Here is a 21,753-nt window from a genome sequence, read left to right as displayed (position 1 = left end):
GGCCCACCGCCCCGCCCGGCCCGGCGCCCCGCCCTCCGCGCGGCCCGGCGCCCCGCCCCGCCCGGCCCGCCGCCCCGCCGCCCCGCCGCCCTGCCCTCCGCCCGGCCCGTCGTCTGAGGGGCTGACCCCTGAGCTGGTGGGTTTGGCCGTGAGAATCTCGGGGGTCAACCCATCAGCTCAGGGGTCGGCCCCTGAGACGAGCGGTGGCGGCGCGAGGGGGCGGTGGCGGCGCGAGGGGGCGGTGGTGGCGCGAGGTGGCGGTGGCGGCACGGGGGAGCGGTGGCGGCGCGAGGGGGCGGTGGTGGCGCGAGGGGGCGGTGGCGGCGTGCCGGCACGACTGGCCTGCGCATCGGCTGCAGGGGGGAGCCGGTTAAGGTGAGCGCCTTATGGCTGACTTGCGTGACTTTCCCGATCAGGCGTTCTCCGGGGTCCATCACGGACCGCTGCAGGAGGGTGAGTGGATCACCCTGCAGGACTCGAAGGGCCGCCGGCACTCGGTCAAGCTGGAGCGCGGGAAGATCTTCCACACCACCAAGGGCGGGATCGCGCACGACGACCTGATCGACGGTCCGGACGCGGTGGTGATCCGTTCCAAGGGCAACGTCGAGTACCTGGCGCTGCGGCCGCTGATGGCCGACTACTCGGTCTCGATGCCGCGCGGCGCGGCGGTGATCTACCCGAAGGACACCGCCCAGATCGTCACCATGGCCGACATCTTCCCGGGCGCGAAGGTGGTCGAGGCGGGCGCCGGTTCGGGCGCGCTGACCACCGCGCTGCTGCGGGCGGTCGGGATTCACGGGCAGGTCATCTCGTACGAGCGGCGGGAGGACTTCGCCGAGGTCGCGCGGAAGAACGTGACCGGTTTCTTCGGCGCCGAGCACCCGGCCTGGCGGCTCGAGGTCGGCGATCTGGCCGAACAGCTGACCGAGCGGGACGTCGACCGGGTCGTACTGGACATGCTGGCGCCCTGGGAGTGCGTGGACGTGGTCGCGGCCGCACTGTCGCCGGGTGGGGTGTTCTGCGCGTACGTGGCGACCACGACGCAGCTGAGCCGGTTTGTGGAGACGTTGCGGGCGCATGGTGAGTTCACGGAGCCGCGCGCCTGGGAATCGCTCGTGCGAGACTGGCATGTGGAGGGACTCGCCGTCCGTCCGGGACACCGGATGCAGGGTCACACCGCGTTCCTGGTGACCGCGCGGCGGATGGCGCACGGGGTGCAGGCACCCCGGAAGAAGCGCCGTCCGGCACCCGGTGCGTACGGCGACGACTACGCCGGCCCGCGCCGCGCCGAACCCGGTGCCGAAGCTGTCGCCGAACCTGTCGCTGGACCTGTGACTGAATCTCCGGGCGACATGCCGACGGCAACCACCTGATCCGGAACCGGCTCATGATGGGATTCGACATCCCATCCGCAACCGAGACTTGACGGCATTCAGCTTGCCAGGCGACATCCCATCCGCAACCGACACGTGATGGGATTCAGCTTGCCCGGCGAGGTTTTCTGGGTAAGGTCCATAGGGTCGAGCCCCACATGGTGAGGTGATGATCGTGGCTGGAGACGAGAGTCCTACCGCGGCAGAACTGCGTAACCAGGTCCGGTACCTGGAGGCCGAAGTCGCGGCGTTGCGACGACGGCTGCTCGAGCACCCGGCAGACAGCCGGTCGCTCGAGAGCAGGCTGTCCGAAACCCAGGCCTCCTTGGCGAGTGTCACCGCTCAGAACGAGCGGCTGGCGGACACGCTGCGCGAGGCGCGAGAGAAGATCATCGCCCTGAAGGAGGAAGTCGACCGGCTGGCCCAACCGCCGTCCGGATTCGGCACCTTCCTCGGACGGAACGAAGACGACACGCTGGACGTTTTCACCGGCGGCCGGAAGCTCCGGGTCGCGGCGAGCCCGTCGGTCGACCTGGACGCGCTCCAGCTCGGCCAGGAACTGATGCTGAACGAAGCCCTCAACGTGGTCGAGGCCTGCGACTTCGAGGTCGTCGGCGACGTGGTGATGCTGAAGGAGCTGCTCGCCGACGGTGAGCGGGCGCTGGTGATCGCGCAGGCGGACGAGGAACGGGTGGTCCGGCTGGCCACGCCGCTGCTCGACATCCCGTTGCGGTCCGGTGACTCGCTGCTGCTCGAGCCGCGCTCCGGCTACGTCTACGAGAAGATCCCGAAGTCCGAGGTCGAGGAGCTGGTGCTCGAAGAGGTCCCGGACATCGACTACACCCAGATCGGCGGCCTGACCGGCCAGATCGAGCAGATCCGGGACGCGGTCGAGCTGCCGTACCTGCACAAGGACCTGTTCCTCGAGCACGAGCTCAAGCCGCCGAAGGGCGTGCTGCTCTACGGCCCGCCCGGATGTGGCAAGACGCTGATCGCGAAAGCGGTGGCGAACTCGCTGGCCAAGAAGGTCGCCGAGCGCACCGGGGTCGCCGAGCAGAAGTCGTTCTTCCTGAACATCAAGGGCCCGGAGCTGCTGAACAAGTACGTCGGAGAGACCGAGCGGCACATCCGCCTGGTCTTCCAGCGGGCCCGCGAGAAGGCGTCCGAGGGGATGCCGGTGATCGTGTTCTTCGACGAGATGGACTCCCTGTTCCGGACCCGCGGCTCGGGCGTCTCCTCGGATGTCGAGAACACCATCGTCCCGCAGCTGCTGAGCGAGATCGACGGTGTCGAGGGCCTGGAGAACGTCCTCGTGATCGGTGCCTCGAACCGTGAGGACATGATCGACCCGGCGATCCTGCGGCCCGGCCGGCTGGACGTGAAGATCAAGATCGAGCGCCCGGACGCGGAGGCGGCCCGGGACATCTTCTCGAAGTACCTGACCAGCGGGCTGCCGCTGCACACCGACGACCTGAACGAGTTCAGCGGTGACCGGCAGGCGTGTGTGGACGGGATGATCCAGCGCACCGTCGAGCGGATGTACACCGAGGCCGACGAGAACCGGTTCCTCGAGGTCACGTACGCGAACGGTGACAAGGAGGTCCTGTACTTCAAGGACTTCAACTCGGGCGCGATGATCCAGAACATCGTCGACCGGGCGAAGAAGATGGCGATCAAGGCGTTCCTGGACGAGAACCAGAAGGGCCTGCGGGTTCAGCACCTGCTGCAGGCTTGCGTGGACGAGTTCAAGGAGAACGAGGACCTGCCGAACACCACCAACCCGGACGACTGGGCCCGGATCTCCGGCAAGAAGGGCGAGCGGATCGTGTACATCCGTACGCTCATCTCCGGCAAGCAGGGCACCGAGCCGGGCCGGTCGATCGACACGGCGACCAACACGGGTCAGTACCTGTAAGACCTGCGAACGACGATCGCCCCCGCACTGTACGGTGCGGGGGCGATCGTCGTTTGTCCCTGACCGGGGTAGTGCTAACCCCCGGTCGGATCGGGGGGTTTCCCCCATTGGTACGGCCGGCAGTGCGCCGTAACTTGCTGCTATGGCGACGGACGAGGTGCGCAAGGACCTGCGGGCGGCGGTGGCGGCCCGGCAGGAGCTCGGCCCCGAGTACGAGGACGAGATCATCGACAGCTTCCTGGCGAAGCTCGACCAGCGGGACGTGCATCGCCGCGCCGGCCTGCTACCCGACGCGATGCCTGATCGGCCGGATCAGCCGGTGCGGCGGCCGTCGAGCCGCGAAGCCGACCCAGGTGGCCTCGCACTTGCGATCGTGTCGATCGTCGCCGCGATCCCGATCACCGCGATCTCGGCCAGCATGATGGGCAAGTTCGGCGTCCTGATCTGCTGGGCCGGCCTGGTCGGCATCAACTACGCCCGGACAATCGCCCGCCGCCGCTGAGCGTTCCGGCCGGCCCGGATCAGGCGGCCGGCGGTTACCTCGGCTACTTGGGCGCGATCGGGATCAGCCGGCCCTGAGCGTCGTACGCGCGCACCTCCTCGTGCTGACTGCCGGTGACGGGTACGAACGTGTTGCTCCGGCTGTCGGTGTACGCGAAGCCGCTGTCCACGTACCCGGGCTGCCAGGGACCTTTGCCGCCCTTCCAGACGAAGCGTGACTCGATCCGGGCGATCTCCGGACTGGCCTGGTAGAGCGTCCAGAGCTGGGACTGCGGTGCTGGTGTCTGAGTCGAGTACCGACCGCCGGACAGCGCCCTCAGACCTTGCTTTCGCGTCGGTGGCTGGTTCCAGGGCACGCCCGCCGCGGACACCTCACCGCGCCGAGTGCCGGCCGTCAGGCAGGCCTCGACGCCGGACGCGCCGAGTTCGCTGGAACCCTTCACGAGCATCAGGATGTTGGTGCTCGCCAGTGTCCGGCCCGGGACCCGTCGCGCCCAGAGGACCTTGATCGGATCCTTGAGCTTCTTGCCCGGTGCCAGGCAGGTGTTCTTGAACGCGGCGGCCGCTTCGGCGTCCGGCACGACTTTCAGGCCGCTGACGGTGGTCGCCGCCGGTACGCCGGCTACCTGGGGATCGGTGCGCTGATGGGTGATGGCGAGCGTTCCGGCGACGACGGCCGCGACGGCGCCGACAGCGATCGCCGGGGCGATCCATCGGCGCGTACTGCCGGTGGCGGGCGCGGTGCGCTCCATCACCTGACGCCGGAGGCGGTTGCGCTGGTCGGTGCTCAGCGGCGGAACGGGCGGGGGTACGGGCTGCTGGTCGAGCTGGGTGGTCATGGGAGCTCCTCAGTGAGGGTGACGCGAGACATGAGGTCCGGAAAGCGGCGGCGGGTGCGGTGCAGGCGCGCCTTGACGGTGCCGATGGGTACGCCGAGGGCGTCGGCGGCCTCGGCGTAGGTCAGGCCGGACCAGACGACGAGTTCGAGGGTTTCGCGCTCGTGGCGTGGGAGGGCGGCGACGGCCCGGCGAGCCGCTGACATGCGGGCCTCGTCGTCCAGCCGGCGGGCAACCTCGGCAGCCGGGTCGGTGGCCGGCTCGGGGACGGGCACGCGGGTCAGGAGGGCGCGGAAGCGGGCCGCCGTGCGGGCAAGGGCTCGGCATTCGTTGGCCGCGACGGTGAGCAGGTAGCCCTGGGCGGTCGGGCCGGTCAGCGGGCCTGGTGGATTGCGCTCGAAGCGGCGCCAGAGCGAGACGAACGTCGCCTGGACGACGTCGTCGGCGGTCGACCAGGACGCGGTCCGCCGGAAAGCGAACGCGTGCACCGCGTCGGCGTACTTGTCGAACAGTTCGCCGAGCGCGAGCCGGTCGCCCTCCCGCAGGCGATCCCACAGCTCGTGGTCGCGCGACGGTTGGGCCGGGCCGTCACCATCTCCCGCGCCGGTCGCCATGGCAGGCTCCGTCTCGTCGGTCAGGATGATCTTCACATTGGTCAGTGACCGCTCAGCCGTCCGATGGTTGCATCAGAGCTGGGTCAGGATCTCCGTCAGGCCACGGTCCACATCCGCGGAAAGGCCGAGCCGGATTCCGCGGTGCACGCCGTACCAGGGGCTCAGCCGTGCCCAGTCCGTGGCCCGGGTGATCAGGTCCGGCGTGGGGCCGTACACGTCCATGGCAGCCGCTGCGACGGGCGCTGGAGCGCCGTTCAGGAGCCAGCAGAGGTCCAATGCCGGGTCGCCGATCACGGCGTCGGTCCAGTCGATGATGCCGGTGATCTGATCACCCGTCATCAGGATGTGGTCCGGGCCGAAGTCGCAGTGGATCAGGGCGGTGCGGACCTGGGCGACCCGGTCGAGCAGGGCGCCGGCGGTGGTCCGGACCTCTGCGGGGAGCAGCGGCACGATCTGTGTCCGGAAATCGTCCAGCTCGGCCGTCTTGCGCGCTCGTGCGGTCGGAGCGTCGAGCGCGCCGTGGTGGACCGCTTCGGACGGGTCGACGGCGTGCAGCGCCTTGAGGAACGCACCCAGCTCGCGGCCGATCGCCGTATCGCGGTCGCCCGTGCCGCCGTACGGCTCGCCGGTCAGCATCAGGTGACGTACGCCGTCCGCAGTCGCCTCAGGCACCGGCACAGGGAGCGGGAGCTGCGGAGCGAGCCAGGGGAGGAGCGTGGTTTCGGCGAGCAGCCGCGGCCGCACCTCGTCGCGCCGAGGCGACCGATGGATCCAGTCGCCTTCGATCCATGCGCGACTGTCCCAGCCCTCGATGATCGTCATAACAAGCTCCGGACATTGTCACCGAGCAGGCCGACGGTGTCCGGCATGAAGGACCACCCCGGGTCGTCGAGCTTGGCGACGAGCTCGCTCGGCGACATCCACGCACCCCACGCGACCTCCTCCGGCTGGTGCCGGATCGGGCCGTCCCAGACACAGGTGTACAGGTACGCGTGGTACCGGGTGTTCTCGTCGGCGTAATCACCTTCCGGCAGCCGGACCAGCTCGACGCCCGTGATCCCGAGCTCCTCGTCCAGCTCGCGAACAACCGCGTGGAACGGCTCTTCACCGGCTGCCACGACTCCACCGGCGGCGAAGTCGTACCGGCCCGGGTACACGTCCTTGGTCGGCGTCCGGCGATGGACGTAGATGTCACCGGCCGGATTCCGGACGACCACGCCGGTGGCGGAGTGCCGCAGGTTGTCCCGGCGCATCACCGATCGCTGCGCGGAGCCGATGATCCGGTTGGCGTCGTCGAGCAGTGCCACCAGTTCGTCCACCTGTCCGTCCACTCAAGCAGTTTTGCAGGTAACCCTGTGGACACGGCAACCGCTTTAGTCGTTCGCACCGCGTAGGCTCAACTCCATGAGTGTTCGGCGGATCATGGGTACCGAAACCGAGTTCGGGATCTCGGTGCCAGGCCAGCCCGGGGCGAACCCGATGCTGACCTCTAGCCAGGTGGTGAACGGCTACGCGCAGACGCAGCCGCTCGCGCGGAAGACGCGGTGGGACTTCGACGAGGAGCATCCGCTGCGGGACGCGCGCGGGTTCGACCTCAGCCGGGAGGTGGCGGACTCCAGCCAGCTCACCGACGAGGAGACCGGCCTGGCGAACGTGATCCTCACCAACGGCGCCCGGTTGTACGTCGACCATGCGCACCCGGAGTACTCGGCGCCCGAGACCACCAACCCGCGCGACGCGGTGGTGTGGGACAAGGCCGGCGAGCTGGTGATCATGGAGGGCGCGCGCCAGGCCCGGCTGATCCCCGGCGCGCCCCAACTCAACCTGTACAAGAACAACGTCGACAACAAGGGCGCGTCGTACGGGTCGCACGAGAACTATCTGATGCGCCGGTCGACACCGTTCGCGTCGATCGTGCGGCATCTGACCCCGTTCTTCGTGAGCCGTCAGGTAGTCACCGGGGCCGGCCGGGTCGGGATCGGTCAGGACGGCGCGACGCACGGCTTTCAGGTCAGCCAGCGAGCCGACTACTTCGAGGTCGAGGTCGGCCTGGAGACGACGCTGAAGCGGCCGATCATCAACACCCGCGACGAACCGCACGCGAACCCGGACCGCTACCGCCGGCTGCACGTGATCATCGGCGACGCGAACCTGTCCGAGATCTCGACGTACCTGAAGGTCGGCACCACGTCGCTGGTGCTGGCGATGATCGAGGACGGCTGGCTGACCGACGACCTGGGCGTCGACCGGCCGGTGACCACGCTGCACGAGGTCAGCCACGACCCGTCGTGTACGCATCTGCTGACCCTCAAGGACGGCCGCAAGATCACCGCCGTCCAGCTGCAGACGGAGTACCTGGAGCAGGCGCGGAAGTACGTCGAGGACAAGTACGGCGACGACGCGGACCGGCAGACCAAGGACGTGCTGCACCGCTGGGAGCAGGTCCTGGACCAGCTCGCGACCGATCCGATGGGGTTGTCCGACCAGCTCGACTGGGTCGCGAAGTACAAGCTCCTCCAGCAGTACCGGGATCGCGACGGCCTGGACTGGGACGACTCGAAGCTGCACCTGGTCGACCTGCAGTACGCCGACCTTCGTCCGGACAAAGGTCTGTACTACCGGTTGGTGAAATCCGGCCGGATGCAGCGCGTCGTCACCGACGAGGAGATCCGGATGGCGGTCGCGCATCCGCCCACCGACACCCGGGCGTACTTCCGCGGCCGGTGCATGCAGCAGTACGCGCCGCAGGTCGCCGCGGCCTCCTGGGACTCGGTGATCTTCGATCTGCCGGGCAAGGAATCGTTGCAGCGGATCCCCACCCTTGACCCGCTGCGGGGCACCAAAGCGCATGTCGGGCAACTTCTTGACCAATGCGACACCGCAAGTGACCTGGTTCGCACCATTACTGGGGGTGCCGCCGGGTAGGGTCGCCGTATACGGAGAAACACCGCGCCGGCCGGTTGGGCGGGCGGCGCGGGCGGCGGTTCTAGGAGGTGGGCCAGATGGCGAAGGACGGCGGTCAGCAGCACAAGCAGCCGAAGCGTTCGTCGACCGAGGAAGAGGTCGAGCAGGTCGAGGCGTCGGAGGATGTCCAGGAGCGCAAGGAACGGCTCGACGACGACGTCGATTCGATCCTGGACGAGATCGACGAGGTCCTGGAGGAGAACGCCGAGGAGTTCGTCCGCGGATTCGTGCAAAAGGGTGGGGAGTGAACCGCTCGATGACTTCTGATGCCTCCGGCCGGCTGCCGGAAGCCTTCCTGACCCCAGGTGGCTCGTCGTTCATGGACTTCCTGGCCGGGCACGCGCCCGACCTGCTGCCCGGACGACGGTCCCTGGGCCAGGGTGACCTGTCCAGTGAGGTCCCGCACGGGACGACCATCGTCGCCGCCACCTTCCCCGGTGGCGTGGTGATGGCCGGCGACCGGCGGGCCACGATGGGCAACATCATCGCCCAGCGTGACATCGAGAAGGTGTTCCCCGCCGACGAGTACTCCGCGGTCGCGTTCGCAGGCTCGGCCGGCTTCGGGATCGAGATGGTCCGGTTGTTCCAGGTCGAGCTCGAGCACTACGAGAAGCTCGAAGGCGCCACGCTGAGCCTGGACGGCAAGGCGAACCGGTTGAGCGCACTGATCCGCGGCAACCTGCCGATGGCGATGCAGGGCCTGACCGTGGTGCCACTGTTCGCCGGCTACGACGAGGACATCAAGGGTGGCCGGATCTTCTCGTACGACCCGACCGGTGGTCGCTACGAGGAGACCCACTTCTACAGCGTCGGTTCGGGTTCGCTGTTCGCCCGCGGCGCGCTGAAGAAGCTGTACCGCGAGGACCTGTCCGAGACCGACTGCGTGACGGTGGCGATCCAGTCCCTGATCGACGCCGCCGACGACGACTCGGCCACCGGCGGCCCGGACATGCTGCGGCGGATCTTCCCGGTGGTCGGCGTGGTCACCGCGCACGGCTACCGGCGGCTGCCGGAGGACGAGGTCGCGGCGCTGGTCGACGCGGCCTGGTCGCAACGGCACACCCGGCCCGACGGCCCGGCCTCGGCGTCCCTGACCTGACCACCTGCCCGATCGACTGATTAGAGGACGACAGATTCGATGAGCGTTCCGTTCTACGTCTCGCCCGAACAGCTGATGCGGGACCGGGCCGACTTCGCCCGGAAGGGCATCGCCAAGGGCCGCAGCGCGATCGCGTTGCAGTACGCCGACGGCATCCTGTTCGTCGCGGAGAACCGCTCGCCCGCGCTGCACAAGGTGGCCGAGATCTACGACCGGATGGCGTTCGCCGCCGTCGGCCGGTACAACGAGTTCGAGAACCTGCGGATCGCCGGGGTCCGGCTCGCGGACATGCGCGGGTACTCGTACGACCGGCGGGATGTCACCGGAAGGGCGCTCGCCAACGCGTACGCGCAGACGCTCGGCGCGATCTTCTCCTCCGGTGGCGAGAAGCCGCTCGAGGTGGAGATCCTGGTCGCCGAGATCGGTGCCAGCGCGGCCGAGGACCAGATCTACCGGCTCACCTACGACGGGTCGATCGCGGACGTTCGTGGGTACGCGGTGATGGGTGGCGCGGCCGAGCAGGTCGCCGACTACATCGGCGAGCACTACAGCGACGGGATCTCGCTGGCCGGGGCGCTGCGGCTGGCCGTCGACGCGCTCGGGCACGACGGGACCGAGGTCCGGGAGCTGACTCCGGACCAGCTCGAGGTCGCGGTGCTGGACCGGACCCGGACGCAGGTCCGCAAGTTCAAACGGATGTCCGAGGAGACGCTCGCGGGCATCCTGACCGACTCCCGTCCGGCAGCCGGCACCTCGGAAGAGTCTGGCAAGTCCGGCGACGATGCAGGCGCCGGGAGCGACGACGGCTCGGCGGCCGGGGCCGACGGGTCAGCCGGTGCCGGTGGTTCGTCCGGCTCCGGTGGTTCGGCTGGGTCCGGCGCGTCCGGTGCTGGCTCGGCCGACGACGACGCACCGATCGCGCCGCCGGAAGACCCCGACGACGACAACCGTCCGCTGTGACGGATCAGCAGAACGCCTCAGCCGCCACCGACAACGTGGCGGCTGAGCCGTTTCCGGGGTTACCCACGGATCGGCCCGAGGATCCTGTTGCGTGGGAGTTGCTGGGGGAGGAGCCGGGGTTTCAGCGGTTTTTGACGGTGAAGCTGCGGCGGTACCGGATGCCGGACGGGACCGAGGTCGAGTGGGACGTGTTCGGCCCGAAGTCGGAGGAAGGGATTGCGGCCGGGATCACGGTGCTTCCGTTGACCCCGGAGGGGCGGATTGTGACGATCCGGATGTTCCGGGCCGGTCCGGACAGCATCGTGACGAACCTGCCGGGCGGTCTGGTGGAGCCGGGGGAGGACGTCGCGGTGGCCGGTGCCCGCGAGCTCGAGGAGGAGACCGGGTACACCTGCGAGACGCTCGACGTGGTCGGCTGGCAGTGGTCCGGTGCGTCCTCGACGTTCCGCAAGTACGTCGGGATCGCCCGCGGCTGCCGTCCGGACGGGAAGCAGCAGCTGGACGAGGCCGAGGATTGCGTACCGGTCGAGCTGACCGTGGACGCATTCCGTACCGAACTCCGCACTCCGGGTGCGATGACGGGCATCGATGCGGCCTATCTTGCGTTGGACCATGCAGGACTGCTGTGAATCCCTGAGATCTCTCACCGAATGAGGACTGTGATGGCTGACTGGAACGCGAGCATCATCGAGGAATTCCGCGCGAACGACGGCAAGGTCGGCGGCAACTTCGAAGGTGCCCCGATGACCCTGCTGCACCACCGCGGCCGGAAGAGCGGCCAGGAGTACGTCGCCCCGACGATGTACTTGGCCGACGAGAACGACCCGGACACCGTGTACGTCTTCGCCAGCAAGGCCGGCGCCCCGACGGACCCGGAATGGTACAAAAACCTGGTCGCGGCCGGTGAAGGCACGATCGAGCGCGGTACGGAGACGTACAAGGTGACTGTCCGTGACGTCACCGGCGACGAGCGGGACCGGATCTACGCCGAGCAGGCGCGCCGCTACCCGGGCTTCGCCGAGTACGAGGTGAAGACCGCCGGCATCCGCACCATCCCGGTCCTCGAGCTGCGCCGCGCCTAGACCATGGAGCCGCAGCAGCGCAGCAGCCGCCCGGATGGATTCGCGCTCGGGGACACTGTCGGGCTGCTGCACGGCCCGACCACCGATCCGGACGCCGAGCGGCTGGTCCGCGCGACCCTGACCCGCGCGGCTGTCCGGACGATTGTGGACGGCGAAGCGGCCGTGACCATCCACCTAGGCGGCACCGGCCTCGACGTGCGGCCGGCCGCGGACCTGCCTGCCGAGGGGTACGTCGTTGCCGTCGGCGCCAATCACGTCGTGCTGGACGGCGTCGACGCACGCGGGACGTACCACGCCGCGCTGACCTTCGACGAGCTTGTCCAAGGCAACGAGGTGGACGGCGTCGAGGTCCGCGACTGGCCGACGCTGCGCTATCGCGGCTCGATCGAAGGCTTCTACGGCACGCCCTGGTCGCACGCCGATCGGCTGGATCACCTGGACTATCTCGGCGCGCACCGGATGAACACGTACCAGTACGCGCCGAAGGATGACGCCTTTCACCGCGAGCAGTGGCGCGACCCGTACCCGCCGGACAAACTCGCCGAGCTGGGCGAGCTGATCGAGCGAGCAAGCCGCAACAAGGTCGACTTCACCTTCGCGCTCTCGCCGGGGCTCTCGATCCGGTACACGTCGGACGAGGACTACCAGGCGCTGGTCGCCAAGTTCGAGGCGTTGTACGAGCTGGGCGTGCGGGTGTTCAACGTCCCGCTCGACGACATCGAGTACGAGACGTGGCACTGCCCCGAGGACGCCGAGAAGTACGGCACCGGTGGCGGCGCGGCGGGTACGGCGCAGGCGGACTTGTGCAATCGGGTTCAACGCGAGTGGATCGCCACGAAGCCGGATGTCGCGCCGCTGCAAATGGTGCCGACGGAGTACTACAACGTCGACGAATCACCGTACAAACAGGCCTTGCGCGAGCGGATGGACCCGGCCGTGATCGTGCACTGGACCGGAACCGCGGTGGTGCCGGAGCAGATCACGAGCGCACAAGCGGCCGCGGCGAAGGCGGTGTTCGGGCACGACATCCTGATCTGGGACAACTACCCGGTCAACGACTACGCCCACGGCCGGATCCTGCTGGCCGCGTACACCGGTCGTGAGCCTGCACTGGCGGAGCAGGTCGTCGGCGTGATCTCGAACCCGATGAACCAGGCCGCGGTCAGCAAGCTCGCGCTCTACTCGTTCGCCGAGTTCGGCTGGAAGCCGGCCGCGTACGACGCGCACGCGTCCTGGCACCGGGCGATCGCCGAACGCGCCGGGGGAGACGAGGACACGATCCGTGCGCTGGAGGTGTTCGCGGACCTGACCACGTACGACGGCATGCTGCACTTGGCCAACGCACCGGTCCTGGCCGGGAACCTGGCTGCGTTTCGTACGACCTGGGAGGCGGGTGACCTGGCCGGCGCGATCGCCGGCCTCGAGCCGTACTTCGAGGCGATCGAGAACGCACCGGCTCAGCTCCGCGCCGGCCTGATCGACCCCGCCTACGCCGACGAGGCGGATGCTTGGCTCGACGCGTCGTTCTACTGGGGTCAAGCCCTGCGCCAGGCGCTCCGCGTGCTGGAGGCACAGGCGGAGGGCAACAAGTCGGCCGTCGCGACCGCACGAGCGGAGATCCGGCACCTGACCGACCGCGCCGAAGCGATCCGGGACATCCGCGTTCCGCACTCCAATACGCATCCCCGGATCGGCGACGGAGTGGCAGACGCATTCATCGCCGAGGTGACCAGCCGGGTACCCTGACACCGGACCGCGACTGGCGCTGAGGTGGATCACCACCGGGGAACGGTCTGCCATCCGGCTTCGCCGCGCGCCTGGGCACCCTGACGATGACAGAGGTGCGCGGATGACTGCTGAACTGATGATCGGGACCGACCTCGCCGCCGAGATGGTGGCCAAGGCGGCGGAGCGGGCGCGGGCGCTGCAGGAGCGGACCGGCGTCCAGCCGTGCCTCGCGACCGTGCTGGTGGGTGACGACCCGGCGTCGGCCACCTACGTACGGATGAAGCAGAACCGGTCGAAGAAGGCCGGGATCGCTTCGGTCAGCGTCGTGCTGCCCGCCGAAACGTCGACCCACGAGTTGGTCGCGGAGATCCGGAAGCTGTCCGAGGACCCGGCCGTGCACGGGATTCTGCTGCAGCACCCCGTACCCGCGCAGATCGACGAACGGGCCGCCTTCGAGGCGATCGACCCGGCCAAGGACGTGGACGGCGTGACGATGCGGTCGTTCGCGGCGATGGCGTTCGGGGATCCCGGTTTCCGGTCCGCGACACCCGGCGGGATCATGCGGCTGCTGGCGGCGTACGACGTACCGCTGGAAGGCGCGCACGCCGTCGTGATCGGCCGCAGTCCGATCCTCGGCAAGCCGGCCGGCATGTTGCTGCTGGCATCGAACGCGACGGTCACGTACGCGCACTCCCGTACCCAAAACCTGCCCGAGCTGGTCCGGACCGCAGATGTGGTGGTCGCGGCCGTCGGGAAGCCGGAGTTCGTCCGCGGTGACTGGCTGAAGCCGGGCGCGGTCGTGGTCGATGCCGGGTACAACGAGGGCAATCTGGGCGACGTGCACTTCGCCGAAGCGGCCGCGGTGGCGCGCCTGATCACGCCGGTTCCGGGCGGGGTCGGACCGATGACGATCGCCCTGTTGCTGGAGCAGACAGTGGACGCGGCTGAGACGGCTGTCCAGTCTTTGACCACCTTGGCCTAGGCTTGGGGGGACAGCGAGTGATGGCCTGAGGAGGCGAGACGTGGCGGTACGGGCGATCCGGGGTGCCACCCAGCTGGACGTCGACGAGCGCGAGCACCTGCTCGAGCGGTCCGCGGAGCTGGTGAAGGCGGTCCTGGAGGCGAACGATCTGGAGAACGAGGACCTGATCAGCATCCTCTTCACCGTCACGTCGGACCTGCGGTCGGAGTTTCCCGCCGTCGCCGGGCGGCAGATCGGGCTCACCGACGTACCGCTGATGTGCATGCAGGAGATCCCGGTCCCGCACGCGCTGCCCCGGGTGGTGCGGCTGATGCTGCACACCGAGACGCCGCGGTCGCGGGACAAGATCCAGCACGTGTACCTGCACGGGGCGGTCGCGCTGCGTCCGGATCTGACCGGCGCCCAGTGAGCGAGATCCAGTGAACGCGACCGCCGTGACCAAAGCCATCGTGAGCGAAGCCGCCGTGAGCGAGTCGTGCGGTGAGTGAGCTGCGTGGCCCGGTCCGGATCGTCGGGACCGGGCTGATCGGTACGTCGATCGGCCTCGCGCTGGCCCGGCTCGGCGTGGTCGTGGAACTCGTCGACGGCAACGCCGACAACGCGCTGATGGCCGAGCGGATCGGCGCCGGATCACGGTCGGTCGAGCTCGAACCACAGCTGGTCGTCGTTGCCGTACCGCCCGACCATGCCGGCACGGTGATCGCGCAGCAGCTCGAGCTGACCGAGCGCAGCGGGGCGATCGTCACCGACGCGGCCAGCGTGAAGTCCAAGCCGCTCGCGGATACGCGCCGGCTCACCGGCGATCTCAGCCGGTACGTCGGTAGTCACCCGATGGCCGGCTCGGAGCGAAACGGCCCGCTGGCTGGGCGCGCCGACCTGTTCGACGGCGCTACCTGGGCGATCACGCCGCATGAGACCAGCGACCCCGAAGCGGTTGATCTGGTCCGGCGGCTGGCCGAGGCTGCAGGTGCGCGGACGGTCGAGATGTCGGTCGAGGACCACGATCTCGGTGTGGCTCGCGTGTCGCATCTGCCGCATCTGATGTCGGCGCTCGCGGCCGGCACGCTGACGGACGCGCCGTCGTCGCATCTGCAGTTGTCCGGTCAGGGGGTGCGGGACGTGACGCGAATCGCGGCCGGTGATCCGAAGCTGTGGACCCAGATCGTGTCCGCGAACTCGACCGCGCTGACCGGCCTGCTGGAGCAGATCCGCGGTGAGCTCGATCGGCTGCTCGTTGCCCTGGGCAAGGAAGAGGCGGCGGACGAGCTGACCGCGATTCTCGGTCAGGGCGCATCTGGCGCGGTCCGGGTGCCGGGTAAGCACGGCACGCCGCACATCGAGCTGGTCACCGTTCTGGTCACGATCCCGGACCGCCCGGGTCAGCTGGCCCGCTTGTTCGCGGACGCGGCCGAGTCCGGTGCCAACGTCGAAGACCTCCGCATCGACCACAGCCCCGGCCGCCCCGTCGGTGAGGTCGAGCTGGCGGTCAAGCCCACCTCGGTCGACCAACTGGTCACCGTCCTCACCGACCGCGGCTGGGTAGTCCACCGCTAGCGGGTTATTTGGCCGCTGGCGTGTTGTAGCGCGCCAGCGGTCGCACAAGCCGTCATCGGTGCGCTGGGGTACGGTGCCGAACTTGTCCCTGCTCGAAGGTAATCTTCGGGGCATGATCATCGCTGTGGACGGCCCGAGCGGCTCCGGGAAATCGAGTACCGCCCGCGGAGTGGCCACCCGGCTCGGCCTGCGGTACCTGGACACCGGCGCGATGTACCGGGCAGTGACCTGGTCGGCGGTCGAGCGCGGCCTGGACCTGGACGACACCGAGGCGGTCGCCGAACGTGCTCGTGAGCTCCGGCTGGAGCTCAGCACCGACCCGGCCGACCAGTTCGTGGTCGCCGACGGGACGGACGTGGCGGCCGCGATCCGGGAGCCGGAGCTGAGCGCGGTGGTGTCGAAGATCGCCACCAACCTCGAGGTCCGCAAGGAGCTGATCCGGCGCCAGCGCGCGATCATCGACGCCGCCCAGCCGACCGGCGGGATCGTCGTCGAGGGCCGCGACATCGCCACAGTGGTCGCGCCGCAGGCCGAGCTGAAGGTGCTGCTGACCGCCGACCAGGACGCCCGGATGGCCCGCCGCGGCGCCGAGCTGGCGGCGGGCTCGGTGACCGCCGAGCAGCTCCGCGACCAGATCGTCCGGCGGGACGCCGACGACGCCACCGTGTCCGAGTTCCAGGTCGCCTCCGACGGCGCGGTCACCATCGACTCGACGTACCTGTCCCTGGACGAGGTCATCGACGCGATCAGCCGCCTCGCGAAGGAGGCCGAGACCCGGGACGTGCCATGACGGCGGAGATCACCGGGCACAAGGAGCTGCCCCGGACGGACGATCTGCCGCCGTTGCCGTACCGGCTGGCGCTGCCGATGCGGAAGCTCGCCAAGCCGTACTTCTTCCGCAAGTACAACCTGACGATTCACCACGAGGACCGGTTTCCGATGACCGGTCCGTTGCTGATGACGCCGAACCACCTGAGCCTGCTGGACGCTCCGCTGCTCGGTGCGGTCGCGCCCCGGATGCTGCATCAGCTCGGCAAGATCGAGGTGTTCGGCGGGTTCCAGGGCGTTTTCCTGCGGCGGATCGGCCAGATCCCGGTGGACCGGCGCTCGTACGACCCGCTGGCGGTCCGGAGGTCGATCCAGGTGCTGCGCGACGGCCGGGTCCTGAACATCTACCCGGAGGGCACCCGGGGACCGGGCGATTTCAGCCGGATTCGTACCGGGGTCGCGTACCTGGCGATGGTGACCGGGGCGCCGATCCTGCCGGTCGCGCTGATGGGTACGCGGTTGCCGAACGGGAGCGTGGAGGGTCATCCACCGTCCGGAAGCCGCGTCGACGTGGTGTACGGCGAGCCTTTCGTGATCGACCGCGTACCCTTTCCCAGGAGACATTCCGACGTACAGGCGGTCGCTGTCCACATCGGCGACGCGCTGCGCGCCCATGTGAAGGCGGCCGTCGAAGAAACCGGCCACCCACTTCCGGGCTGGCGAGACGAGAAGGACCCCCATGACTGACCTGCCCATCGACGTACCGACGCATGACCGGGAAGACGCCGGTCCGCTGCCCGTGCTCGCGATCGTCGGCCGGCCGAACGTGGGCAAGTCCACGCTGGTCAACCGGATCATCGGCCGCCGCGAGGCGGTCGTGGAGGACACCCCGGGCGTGACCCGGGACCGGGTCTCCTACGACGCGAACTGGGCCGGCCGCGAGTTCACCGTGGTCGACACCGGCGGCTGGGACCCGGACGCGGTCGGGATGGCCGCCCTGGTCGCCGCGCAGGCGGAGGTCGCGATCAACGCGGCCGACGCGGTGCTGTTCGTGGTCGACGCGGTGGTCGGCATCACGGACGCCGACGAGGCGGTGGTTCGGGTACTGCGGAAGTCCGGTAAGCCGGTCGTGCTGGCCGCGAACAAGGTCGACGACCAGCGGATCGAGTCCGAGGCGATGAACTTGTGGAGCCTCGGCATCGGCGAACCGTTCGCGGTGTCGGCCATGCACGGGCGCGGTACCGGCGACATGCTGGACGCCGTCCTCGCCGCGCTGCCCGAGGCGCCGGCCGAGCGCGACGGTGAGACCGGCGGTCCGCGCCGGGTCGCGATCGTCGGCAAGCCGAACGTGGGCAAGTCCTCGCTGCTGAACAAGGTCGCCAAGGAGGACCGCGTCGTCGTCAGCGACGTTGCCGGGACCACCGTCGACCCGGTGGACGAGCTGATCACGCTCGGCGGGCAGGAGTGGCGGTTCATCGACACCGCCGGCATCCGCCGCAAGGTCAAGAACGCCCAAGGCCATGAGTACTACGCATCGCTGCGGACGAACGCCGCGATCGAGCGGGCCGAGGTGGTCGTGGTGGTGATCGACTCGTCGGAGTCGATCACCGAGCAGGACCTGCGGATCATGAACGCGGTCGAGGAAGCCGGCAAGGCGCTGGTGATCGCGTACAACAAGTGGGACCTGATGGACGAGGAGCGGCGCTACTACCTGGAGCGCGAGATCGACCGCGACCTGGTGCAGTTCCGCTGGGCGCCGCGGGTGAACATCAGCGCCCTCACCGGCTGGCACATGGAGAAGCTCGTGCCCGCGATCGAGGCCGCGCTGGACGGCTGGCAGACCCGCGTCCCGACCGGCCAGCTGAACGCGTTCCTCGGCCGCCTGGTCGCCGCGCACCCGCACCCGGTCCGCTCCGGCAAGCAGCCGAAGATCCTGTTCGGCACGCAGGCCACCACGATGCCGCCGACCTTCGCGATCTTCACCTCCGGCCAGCTCGAAGCCTCCTACCAGCGCTTCATCGAACGCCGCCTCCGCGAAGACTTCGGCTTCGTCGGCAGCCCCGTCCACGTCCAGATCCGCCCCCGCCAAAAGAACAAGAAACGCTGACCGGCCAGTGGTCAGACCGGCTTCCCGGATGGGGTAAGGTATTCCCCGTTCGCTCTTCGGAGCGGGGCGACGGGCCGTAGCGTAGCTTGGTTAACGCGCCGGTCTGGGGGACCGGAGAGCGCGAGTTCAAATCTCGCCGGCCCGACGTCAAAGCGGGGTACCGAAATTGTCGGTACCCCGCTTTACTTTCGTCCCTATGGCTGCGACGAAAGATCGACGAACCTGGAACGACGACCAGTTGAGGCAGGCGGTCGCGAACAATCGCTCATGGCGTTCCGTCGCCCGCGCGCTGGGGCTGAAGGCGACCTCCGCGGGCGTGATTCGGACCGTCAAGCGGCACGCCGCGCGCCTCGAGCTCGAGTCCACGCATTTCACGGGACAGCGCCGCTGGTCTGATCAGCAGCTGCGGGATGCTGTCGCGGCGGCGAGCTGTTGGGCCGACGTGCTCGCGGCTCTCGCGATTGTCGACAACGGTGAGGACCGGACCCGGGTCAAAGGTCACGCTGTACGACTGGGCTTGGACTGCACTCATCTGAAGTCGCCGCCCGCCCAGGCGGACCCCGACCAGGTGTTCGATGAGCCCGTCCGGCCGGAGATGCTCCGCTACTCGGCGGCCGCGCTGGCGATGGCCTGGTTCACCTTGCGTGGATGCGCGGTCGCTCTGCCGATCGAGCCGCAGGAGTACGACCTGCTGGTCACGACTTCCAGGGGCATCCAGCGCGTGCAGGTGAAGTCCTGTGCATCCCGCAATGCACGGGGTTACTGGCATGTGGGTATCGGCCGGCGGCCGTACGTTCTGGACAAGTCGGCGAGCAAGATGCCATATGACCCCGAGTCGATCGACCTGTTCTTCATCGTGCTCGGTGACGGGAGCATCTACGTCATTCCAAGTGGTGTGCTGGCGGGGCGAGTGGGCATCTCGGCCGAGAGCTACGCGCCGTACCGGGTGGGGGATGCGTCGAGTTTGTTGCGGAGTGGGGCATCGGCGGGCGCCGACGCCCCACGTCCGGGCTCAGCGTACGTTCGCGAGTTCCTTGGGCTCCGGCGTTTCGAGCCGCAGGGTTTCGCCTTCGATGTCTACGCGCGGAGTGATGCGGTCTAGCCAGCGGGGGAACCACCAGGCCCGGTCGCCCAGCAGGCTGAGGATGGCTGGGACCAAGGTCATCCGGACCACGAAGGCGTCGATGAGTACGCCGATGGTGAGGCCGAAGCCGATCGCCTTGATGATCGGGTCGTGGACCAGGATGAAGCCGGCGAACACCGAGGCCATGATCAGCGCGGCGGCGGTGACGACGCGGGCGCCGTGGCCGAGGCCCTGGATGGTGGCGTCGTTCGCGTGCCGGCCGTGCACGAACTCCTCCCGGACCCGGGACACGATGAACACCTCGTAGTCCATCGCGAGCCCGAACAGGATGCCCATCATGATGATCGGCAGGAAGCTGACCAGTGGACCGGGGGAGTCGACCCCGAACAGCTTCGCCAGGTGACCTTCCTGGAACACCGCGACGGTGATCCCGAACGTCGCGCCGATCGTCAGGACGAACCCGAGGGTCGCCTTCAACGGCACCAGCACCGACCGGAACGCCAGCAGCAACAGCAGGAACGACAAGCCGATCACGACGAACAGGTACGTCGGTAGTGCGTCGGACAACTTGTTCGACACATCGACGCCGACCGCGGTGTTGCCGGTCACCGAGATGCTCGAGTCACCGGTGGCGAGTGGTTTCACCGCGGAGCGCAGGTTCTTCACCAGCTCGGAGGTCTCTTCGCTGGCCGGGCCGCTCTTCGGGATCACCTGCACCAGCCGCGTCGTACCGTCCTGGCTGGCCGCCGCCGGCTGGGCCGCGACCACATCGGCCAGGCCCTGCGTCTTCCCGAGCACGCCTTGGACCAAGGTGTTCGCCGTCGCCGCGTCGTTGCCCTTCACAACCACGATCAGCGGCCCGTTGGCGCCCGGCCCGAAGGCGGCAGCGGTCAGGTCGTACGCGACCCGCTGATTCGTACCGGCCGCGGCGGATGCTCCGTCCGGCAGCGCGAGCTGCATGTTCTTCGCCGGGATCGCCAGCAGTCCGAGTCCGATGATGCCGACGGCAACGATCGGTACGCGGAGGCGGGTCACCAACCGGCCCCAGCGGAACCCGAATCCCTCGGTCTTGTGGGTCGGTGCGGTCGCCTTCCGGACCTTGCGTGGCAGCACCCGGTTCCCGACGAAGCCGAGCAGCGCCGGCAGCAGCGTCAGCGCGACCAGTACGGCCGTGAGTACGGTCGCCGCGGCGGCCAGGCCCATCGCGGTCAGGAACGGTACGCCGACCACCGACAAACCGGCCAGCGCGATCACCACGGTCGCGCCGGCGAACAGCACCGCCGATCCGGCGGTCGCGGTCGCTCGGCCGACCGATTCCTCCGGGTCCATCCCGTCGGCGAGCTGCGACCGGTGCCGCGAGCTGATGAACAGTGCGTAGTCGATCCCGACCGCGAGGCCCAGCATCAGCGCCAGGATCGGCGCGGTCGACGAGACATCGGTGAATGCGGTGACCACAAGCAGGCCGGCCATGCCCGCGAGGACGCCGATCAGGGCCGTGAGCAGCGTCATGCCGGCCGCTACCAGCGAGCCGAACGTGACGACCAGGACGACGGCCGCGACCGCCACACCGATCACCTCGGTCGCCCCGATCTCCGGGACCCCGGCCTTGATCTGACCGCCCGGAACCACCTTGAGATCACCGGAGCTCAGTCCGCTCAAACCGTCGTACCCGTCCGAGCTCGCGCTGGGCAACTCGTCGGCCGGCTTGTCGAACTGGACGCTGATCAACCCGGTACGCCCGTCCGGGCTGATCGCCTTGCTGGTGAACGGATCGATCGCCGCGATCACGTCGGGTACCTTGGTCACCTTCGCGACGGTGGCGCCGACCGCGGCCTTGACGGTCGGATCGGCGAGCGTCTTCCCGTCCGGTGCCTGCACGACGACGGTCGCGGAGGCACCGCTCGCGGCCGGGAGTTCCTGCTTCAGGGCGTCCAGCGCGCGCTGCGACTCCGTACCCGGGATCGAGAACGTGTTCGCGGTCTTGCCGCCGAGCGTGAGCGCGCCGACGCCGAGCAGGACCAGGAAGAGCGCCCACACGGCAGCGACGAGCCGCCGGCGCTGATAGGAGAACCGGCCGAGCCGGTACAGCAGATTGGCCATCGGAGAAAGCGTCCGTTCGGATGATGTACGGGCAGAGGTCAGCGCCCGCGATGCTGTGCGGGTGCGGCTGTTCGAAAGCTGTGAGT

Annotated in this window: 22 protein-coding genes, 1 tRNA gene and 1 riboswitch; of the genes, 18 read left to right on the top strand and 5 right to left on the bottom strand. The window is 68.9% G+C overall.

What is annotated here, in order from left to right; translation table 11 throughout:
- Positions 1 to 386 precede the first annotated feature (386 nt).
- The 3 genes from ABD260_RS22785 (at position 387) to ABD260_RS22775 (ending at position 3,790) form a co-directional block, all read left to right on the top strand.
- Positions 387 to 1,373 (top strand): tRNA (adenine-N1)-methyltransferase, encoded by a 987-nt coding sequence (locus ABD260_RS22785; protein WP_344236085.1) that lies wholly within the window; start codon positions 387 to 389, stop codon positions 1,371 to 1,373.
- Between the two features lie 169 nt (positions 1,374 to 1,542).
- Complete coding sequence (gene arc / locus ABD260_RS22780) at positions 1,543 to 3,288, top strand: proteasome ATPase (RefSeq protein WP_344236083.1); 1,746 nt, start codon at positions 1,543 to 1,545, stop codon at positions 3,286 to 3,288.
- 142 nt (positions 3,289 to 3,430) lie between these two features.
- Positions 3,431 to 3,790 carry a hypothetical protein gene (locus ABD260_RS22775; RefSeq protein WP_344236081.1) on the top strand — a complete coding sequence of 120 codons (360 nt, stop codon included), beginning with the start codon at positions 3,431 to 3,433 and terminating at the stop codon, positions 3,788 to 3,790.
- 43 nt (positions 3,791 to 3,833) lie between these two features.
- Here ABD260_RS22775 and ABD260_RS22770 read toward each other — a convergent pair whose 3' ends face one another.
- The 4 genes from ABD260_RS22770 to ABD260_RS22755 are packed head-to-tail and all read right to left on the bottom strand — an operon-like array spanning position 3,834 to position 6,570.
- Complete coding sequence (locus ABD260_RS22770; protein ID WP_344236079.1) at positions 3,834 to 4,628, bottom strand: hypothetical protein; 795 nt, start codon at positions 4,626 to 4,628, stop codon at positions 3,834 to 3,836.
- The gene (locus ABD260_RS22765; protein WP_344236077.1) at positions 4,625 to 5,275 is read right to left on the bottom strand and encodes an RNA polymerase sigma factor; all 651 of its coding nucleotides are present in this window, start codon (positions 5,273 to 5,275) and stop codon (positions 4,625 to 4,627) included. The genes ABD260_RS22770 and ABD260_RS22765 overlap by 4 nt, the downstream gene beginning before the upstream one ends.
- A 36-nt stretch (positions 5,276 to 5,311) precedes the next feature.
- Positions 5,312 to 6,061: a phosphotransferase gene (locus ABD260_RS22760; RefSeq protein WP_344236075.1), complete on the bottom strand. Its 750-nt coding sequence runs from the start codon at positions 6,059 to 6,061 to the stop codon at positions 5,312 to 5,314.
- The gene (locus tag ABD260_RS22755) at positions 6,058 to 6,570 is read right to left on the bottom strand and encodes an NUDIX hydrolase (protein WP_344236073.1); all 513 of its coding nucleotides are present in this window, start codon (positions 6,568 to 6,570) and stop codon (positions 6,058 to 6,060) included. The genes ABD260_RS22760 and ABD260_RS22755 overlap by 4 nt, the downstream gene beginning before the upstream one ends.
- A 73-nt stretch (positions 6,571 to 6,643) precedes the next feature.
- Between ABD260_RS22755 and dop the strand changes: the two genes are divergently transcribed.
- From dop to ABD260_RS22680, 15 genes are all read left to right on the top strand, one after another.
- Positions 6,644 to 8,164: a depupylase/deamidase Dop gene (dop, locus tag ABD260_RS22750; RefSeq protein WP_344236071.1), complete on the top strand. Its 1,521-nt coding sequence runs from the start codon at positions 6,644 to 6,646 to the stop codon at positions 8,162 to 8,164.
- 77 nt (positions 8,165 to 8,241) lie between these two features.
- Positions 8,242 to 8,451 (top strand): ubiquitin-like protein Pup, encoded by a 210-nt coding sequence (locus tag ABD260_RS22745; protein WP_344236069.1) that lies wholly within the window; start codon positions 8,242 to 8,244, stop codon positions 8,449 to 8,451.
- A gap of 8 nt (positions 8,452 to 8,459) precedes the next feature.
- Entirely contained in the window at positions 8,460 to 9,302 is an 843-nt protein-coding gene (prcB, locus tag ABD260_RS22740; protein ID WP_344236067.1) for a proteasome subunit beta, read from the top strand.
- Positions 9,303 to 9,341: 39 nt separating this feature from the next.
- Positions 9,342 to 10,262: a proteasome subunit alpha gene (gene prcA / locus ABD260_RS22735; RefSeq protein WP_344236065.1), complete on the top strand. Its 921-nt coding sequence runs from the start codon at positions 9,342 to 9,344 to the stop codon at positions 10,260 to 10,262.
- Positions 10,263 to 10,399: 137 nt separating this feature from the next.
- Positions 10,400 to 10,891 (top strand): NUDIX hydrolase, encoded by a 492-nt coding sequence (locus ABD260_RS22730; protein ID WP_344236063.1) that lies wholly within the window; start codon positions 10,400 to 10,402, stop codon positions 10,889 to 10,891.
- 33 nt (positions 10,892 to 10,924) lie between these two features.
- Positions 10,925 to 11,344 (top strand): nitroreductase family deazaflavin-dependent oxidoreductase, encoded by a 420-nt coding sequence (locus ABD260_RS22725; protein WP_344236061.1) that lies wholly within the window; start codon positions 10,925 to 10,927, stop codon positions 11,342 to 11,344.
- A gap of 3 nt (positions 11,345 to 11,347) precedes the next feature.
- Positions 11,348 to 13,090: a glycoside hydrolase family 84 protein gene (locus tag ABD260_RS22720; protein WP_344236059.1), complete on the top strand. Its 1,743-nt coding sequence runs from the start codon at positions 11,348 to 11,350 to the stop codon at positions 13,088 to 13,090.
- Positions 13,090 to 13,174, top strand: a riboswitch (ZMP/ZTP riboswitch). (Overlaps the previous gene by 1 nt.)
- A 19-nt stretch (positions 13,175 to 13,193) precedes the next feature.
- Positions 13,194 to 14,054: a bifunctional 5,10-methylenetetrahydrofolate dehydrogenase/5,10-methenyltetrahydrofolate cyclohydrolase gene (locus ABD260_RS22715; RefSeq protein WP_344236057.1), complete on the top strand. Its 861-nt coding sequence runs from the start codon at positions 13,194 to 13,196 to the stop codon at positions 14,052 to 14,054.
- 40 nt (positions 14,055 to 14,094) lie between these two features.
- Positions 14,095 to 14,463, top strand: coding sequence for a chorismate mutase (gene aroH, locus ABD260_RS22710; protein ID WP_184832232.1), 369 nt, complete (start codon positions 14,095 to 14,097; stop codon positions 14,461 to 14,463).
- Positions 14,464 to 14,534: 71 nt separating this feature from the next.
- The gene (locus tag ABD260_RS22705) at positions 14,535 to 15,608 is read left to right on the top strand and encodes a prephenate dehydrogenase (protein ID WP_344236054.1); all 1,074 of its coding nucleotides are present in this window, start codon (positions 14,535 to 14,537) and stop codon (positions 15,606 to 15,608) included.
- A gap of 112 nt (positions 15,609 to 15,720) precedes the next feature.
- A complete protein-coding gene (cmk, locus tag ABD260_RS22700; protein WP_344236052.1) occupies positions 15,721 to 16,398 on the top strand; it encodes a (d)CMP kinase in 678 nt (225 codons plus the stop codon).
- Positions 16,395 to 17,123, top strand: a complete 729-nt coding sequence (locus ABD260_RS22695) for a lysophospholipid acyltransferase family protein (protein WP_344236050.1) — start codon at positions 16,395 to 16,397, stop codon at positions 17,121 to 17,123. The genes cmk and ABD260_RS22695 overlap by 4 nt, the downstream gene beginning before the upstream one ends.
- Positions 17,116 to 18,483 (top strand): ribosome biogenesis GTPase Der, encoded by a 1,368-nt coding sequence (der, locus tag ABD260_RS22690; RefSeq protein WP_344236048.1) that lies wholly within the window; start codon positions 17,116 to 17,118, stop codon positions 18,481 to 18,483. The genes ABD260_RS22695 and der overlap by 8 nt, the downstream gene beginning before the upstream one ends.
- Before the next feature lie 70 nt (positions 18,484 to 18,553).
- A tRNA-Pro gene (locus ABD260_RS22685) sits at positions 18,554 to 18,628 on the top strand.
- 51 nt (positions 18,629 to 18,679) lie between these two features.
- Complete coding sequence (locus tag ABD260_RS22680; protein WP_344236045.1) at positions 18,680 to 19,585, top strand: group I intron-associated PD-(D/E)XK endonuclease; 906 nt, start codon at positions 18,680 to 18,682, stop codon at positions 19,583 to 19,585.
- On the opposite strand, the gene ABD260_RS22675 is transcribed toward ABD260_RS22680, so the two are convergent.
- The gene (locus tag ABD260_RS22675; RefSeq protein ID WP_344236043.1) at positions 19,496 to 21,667 is read right to left on the bottom strand and encodes an MMPL family transporter; all 2,172 of its coding nucleotides are present in this window, start codon (positions 21,665 to 21,667) and stop codon (positions 19,496 to 19,498) included. The two genes, ABD260_RS22680 and ABD260_RS22675, sit on opposite strands and share 90 nt — an antisense overlap.
- Between the last annotated feature and the right edge of the window lie 86 nt (positions 21,668 to 21,753).

It is taken from the genome of Kribbella hippodromi (assembly GCF_039531045.1).
Classification (GTDB): domain Bacteria; phylum Actinomycetota; class Actinomycetes; order Propionibacteriales; family Kribbellaceae; genus Kribbella; species Kribbella hippodromi.
The sequence above is the reverse complement of the archived record's forward strand: the minus strand, read 5'-3'. Positions and strand labels throughout refer to the sequence as shown.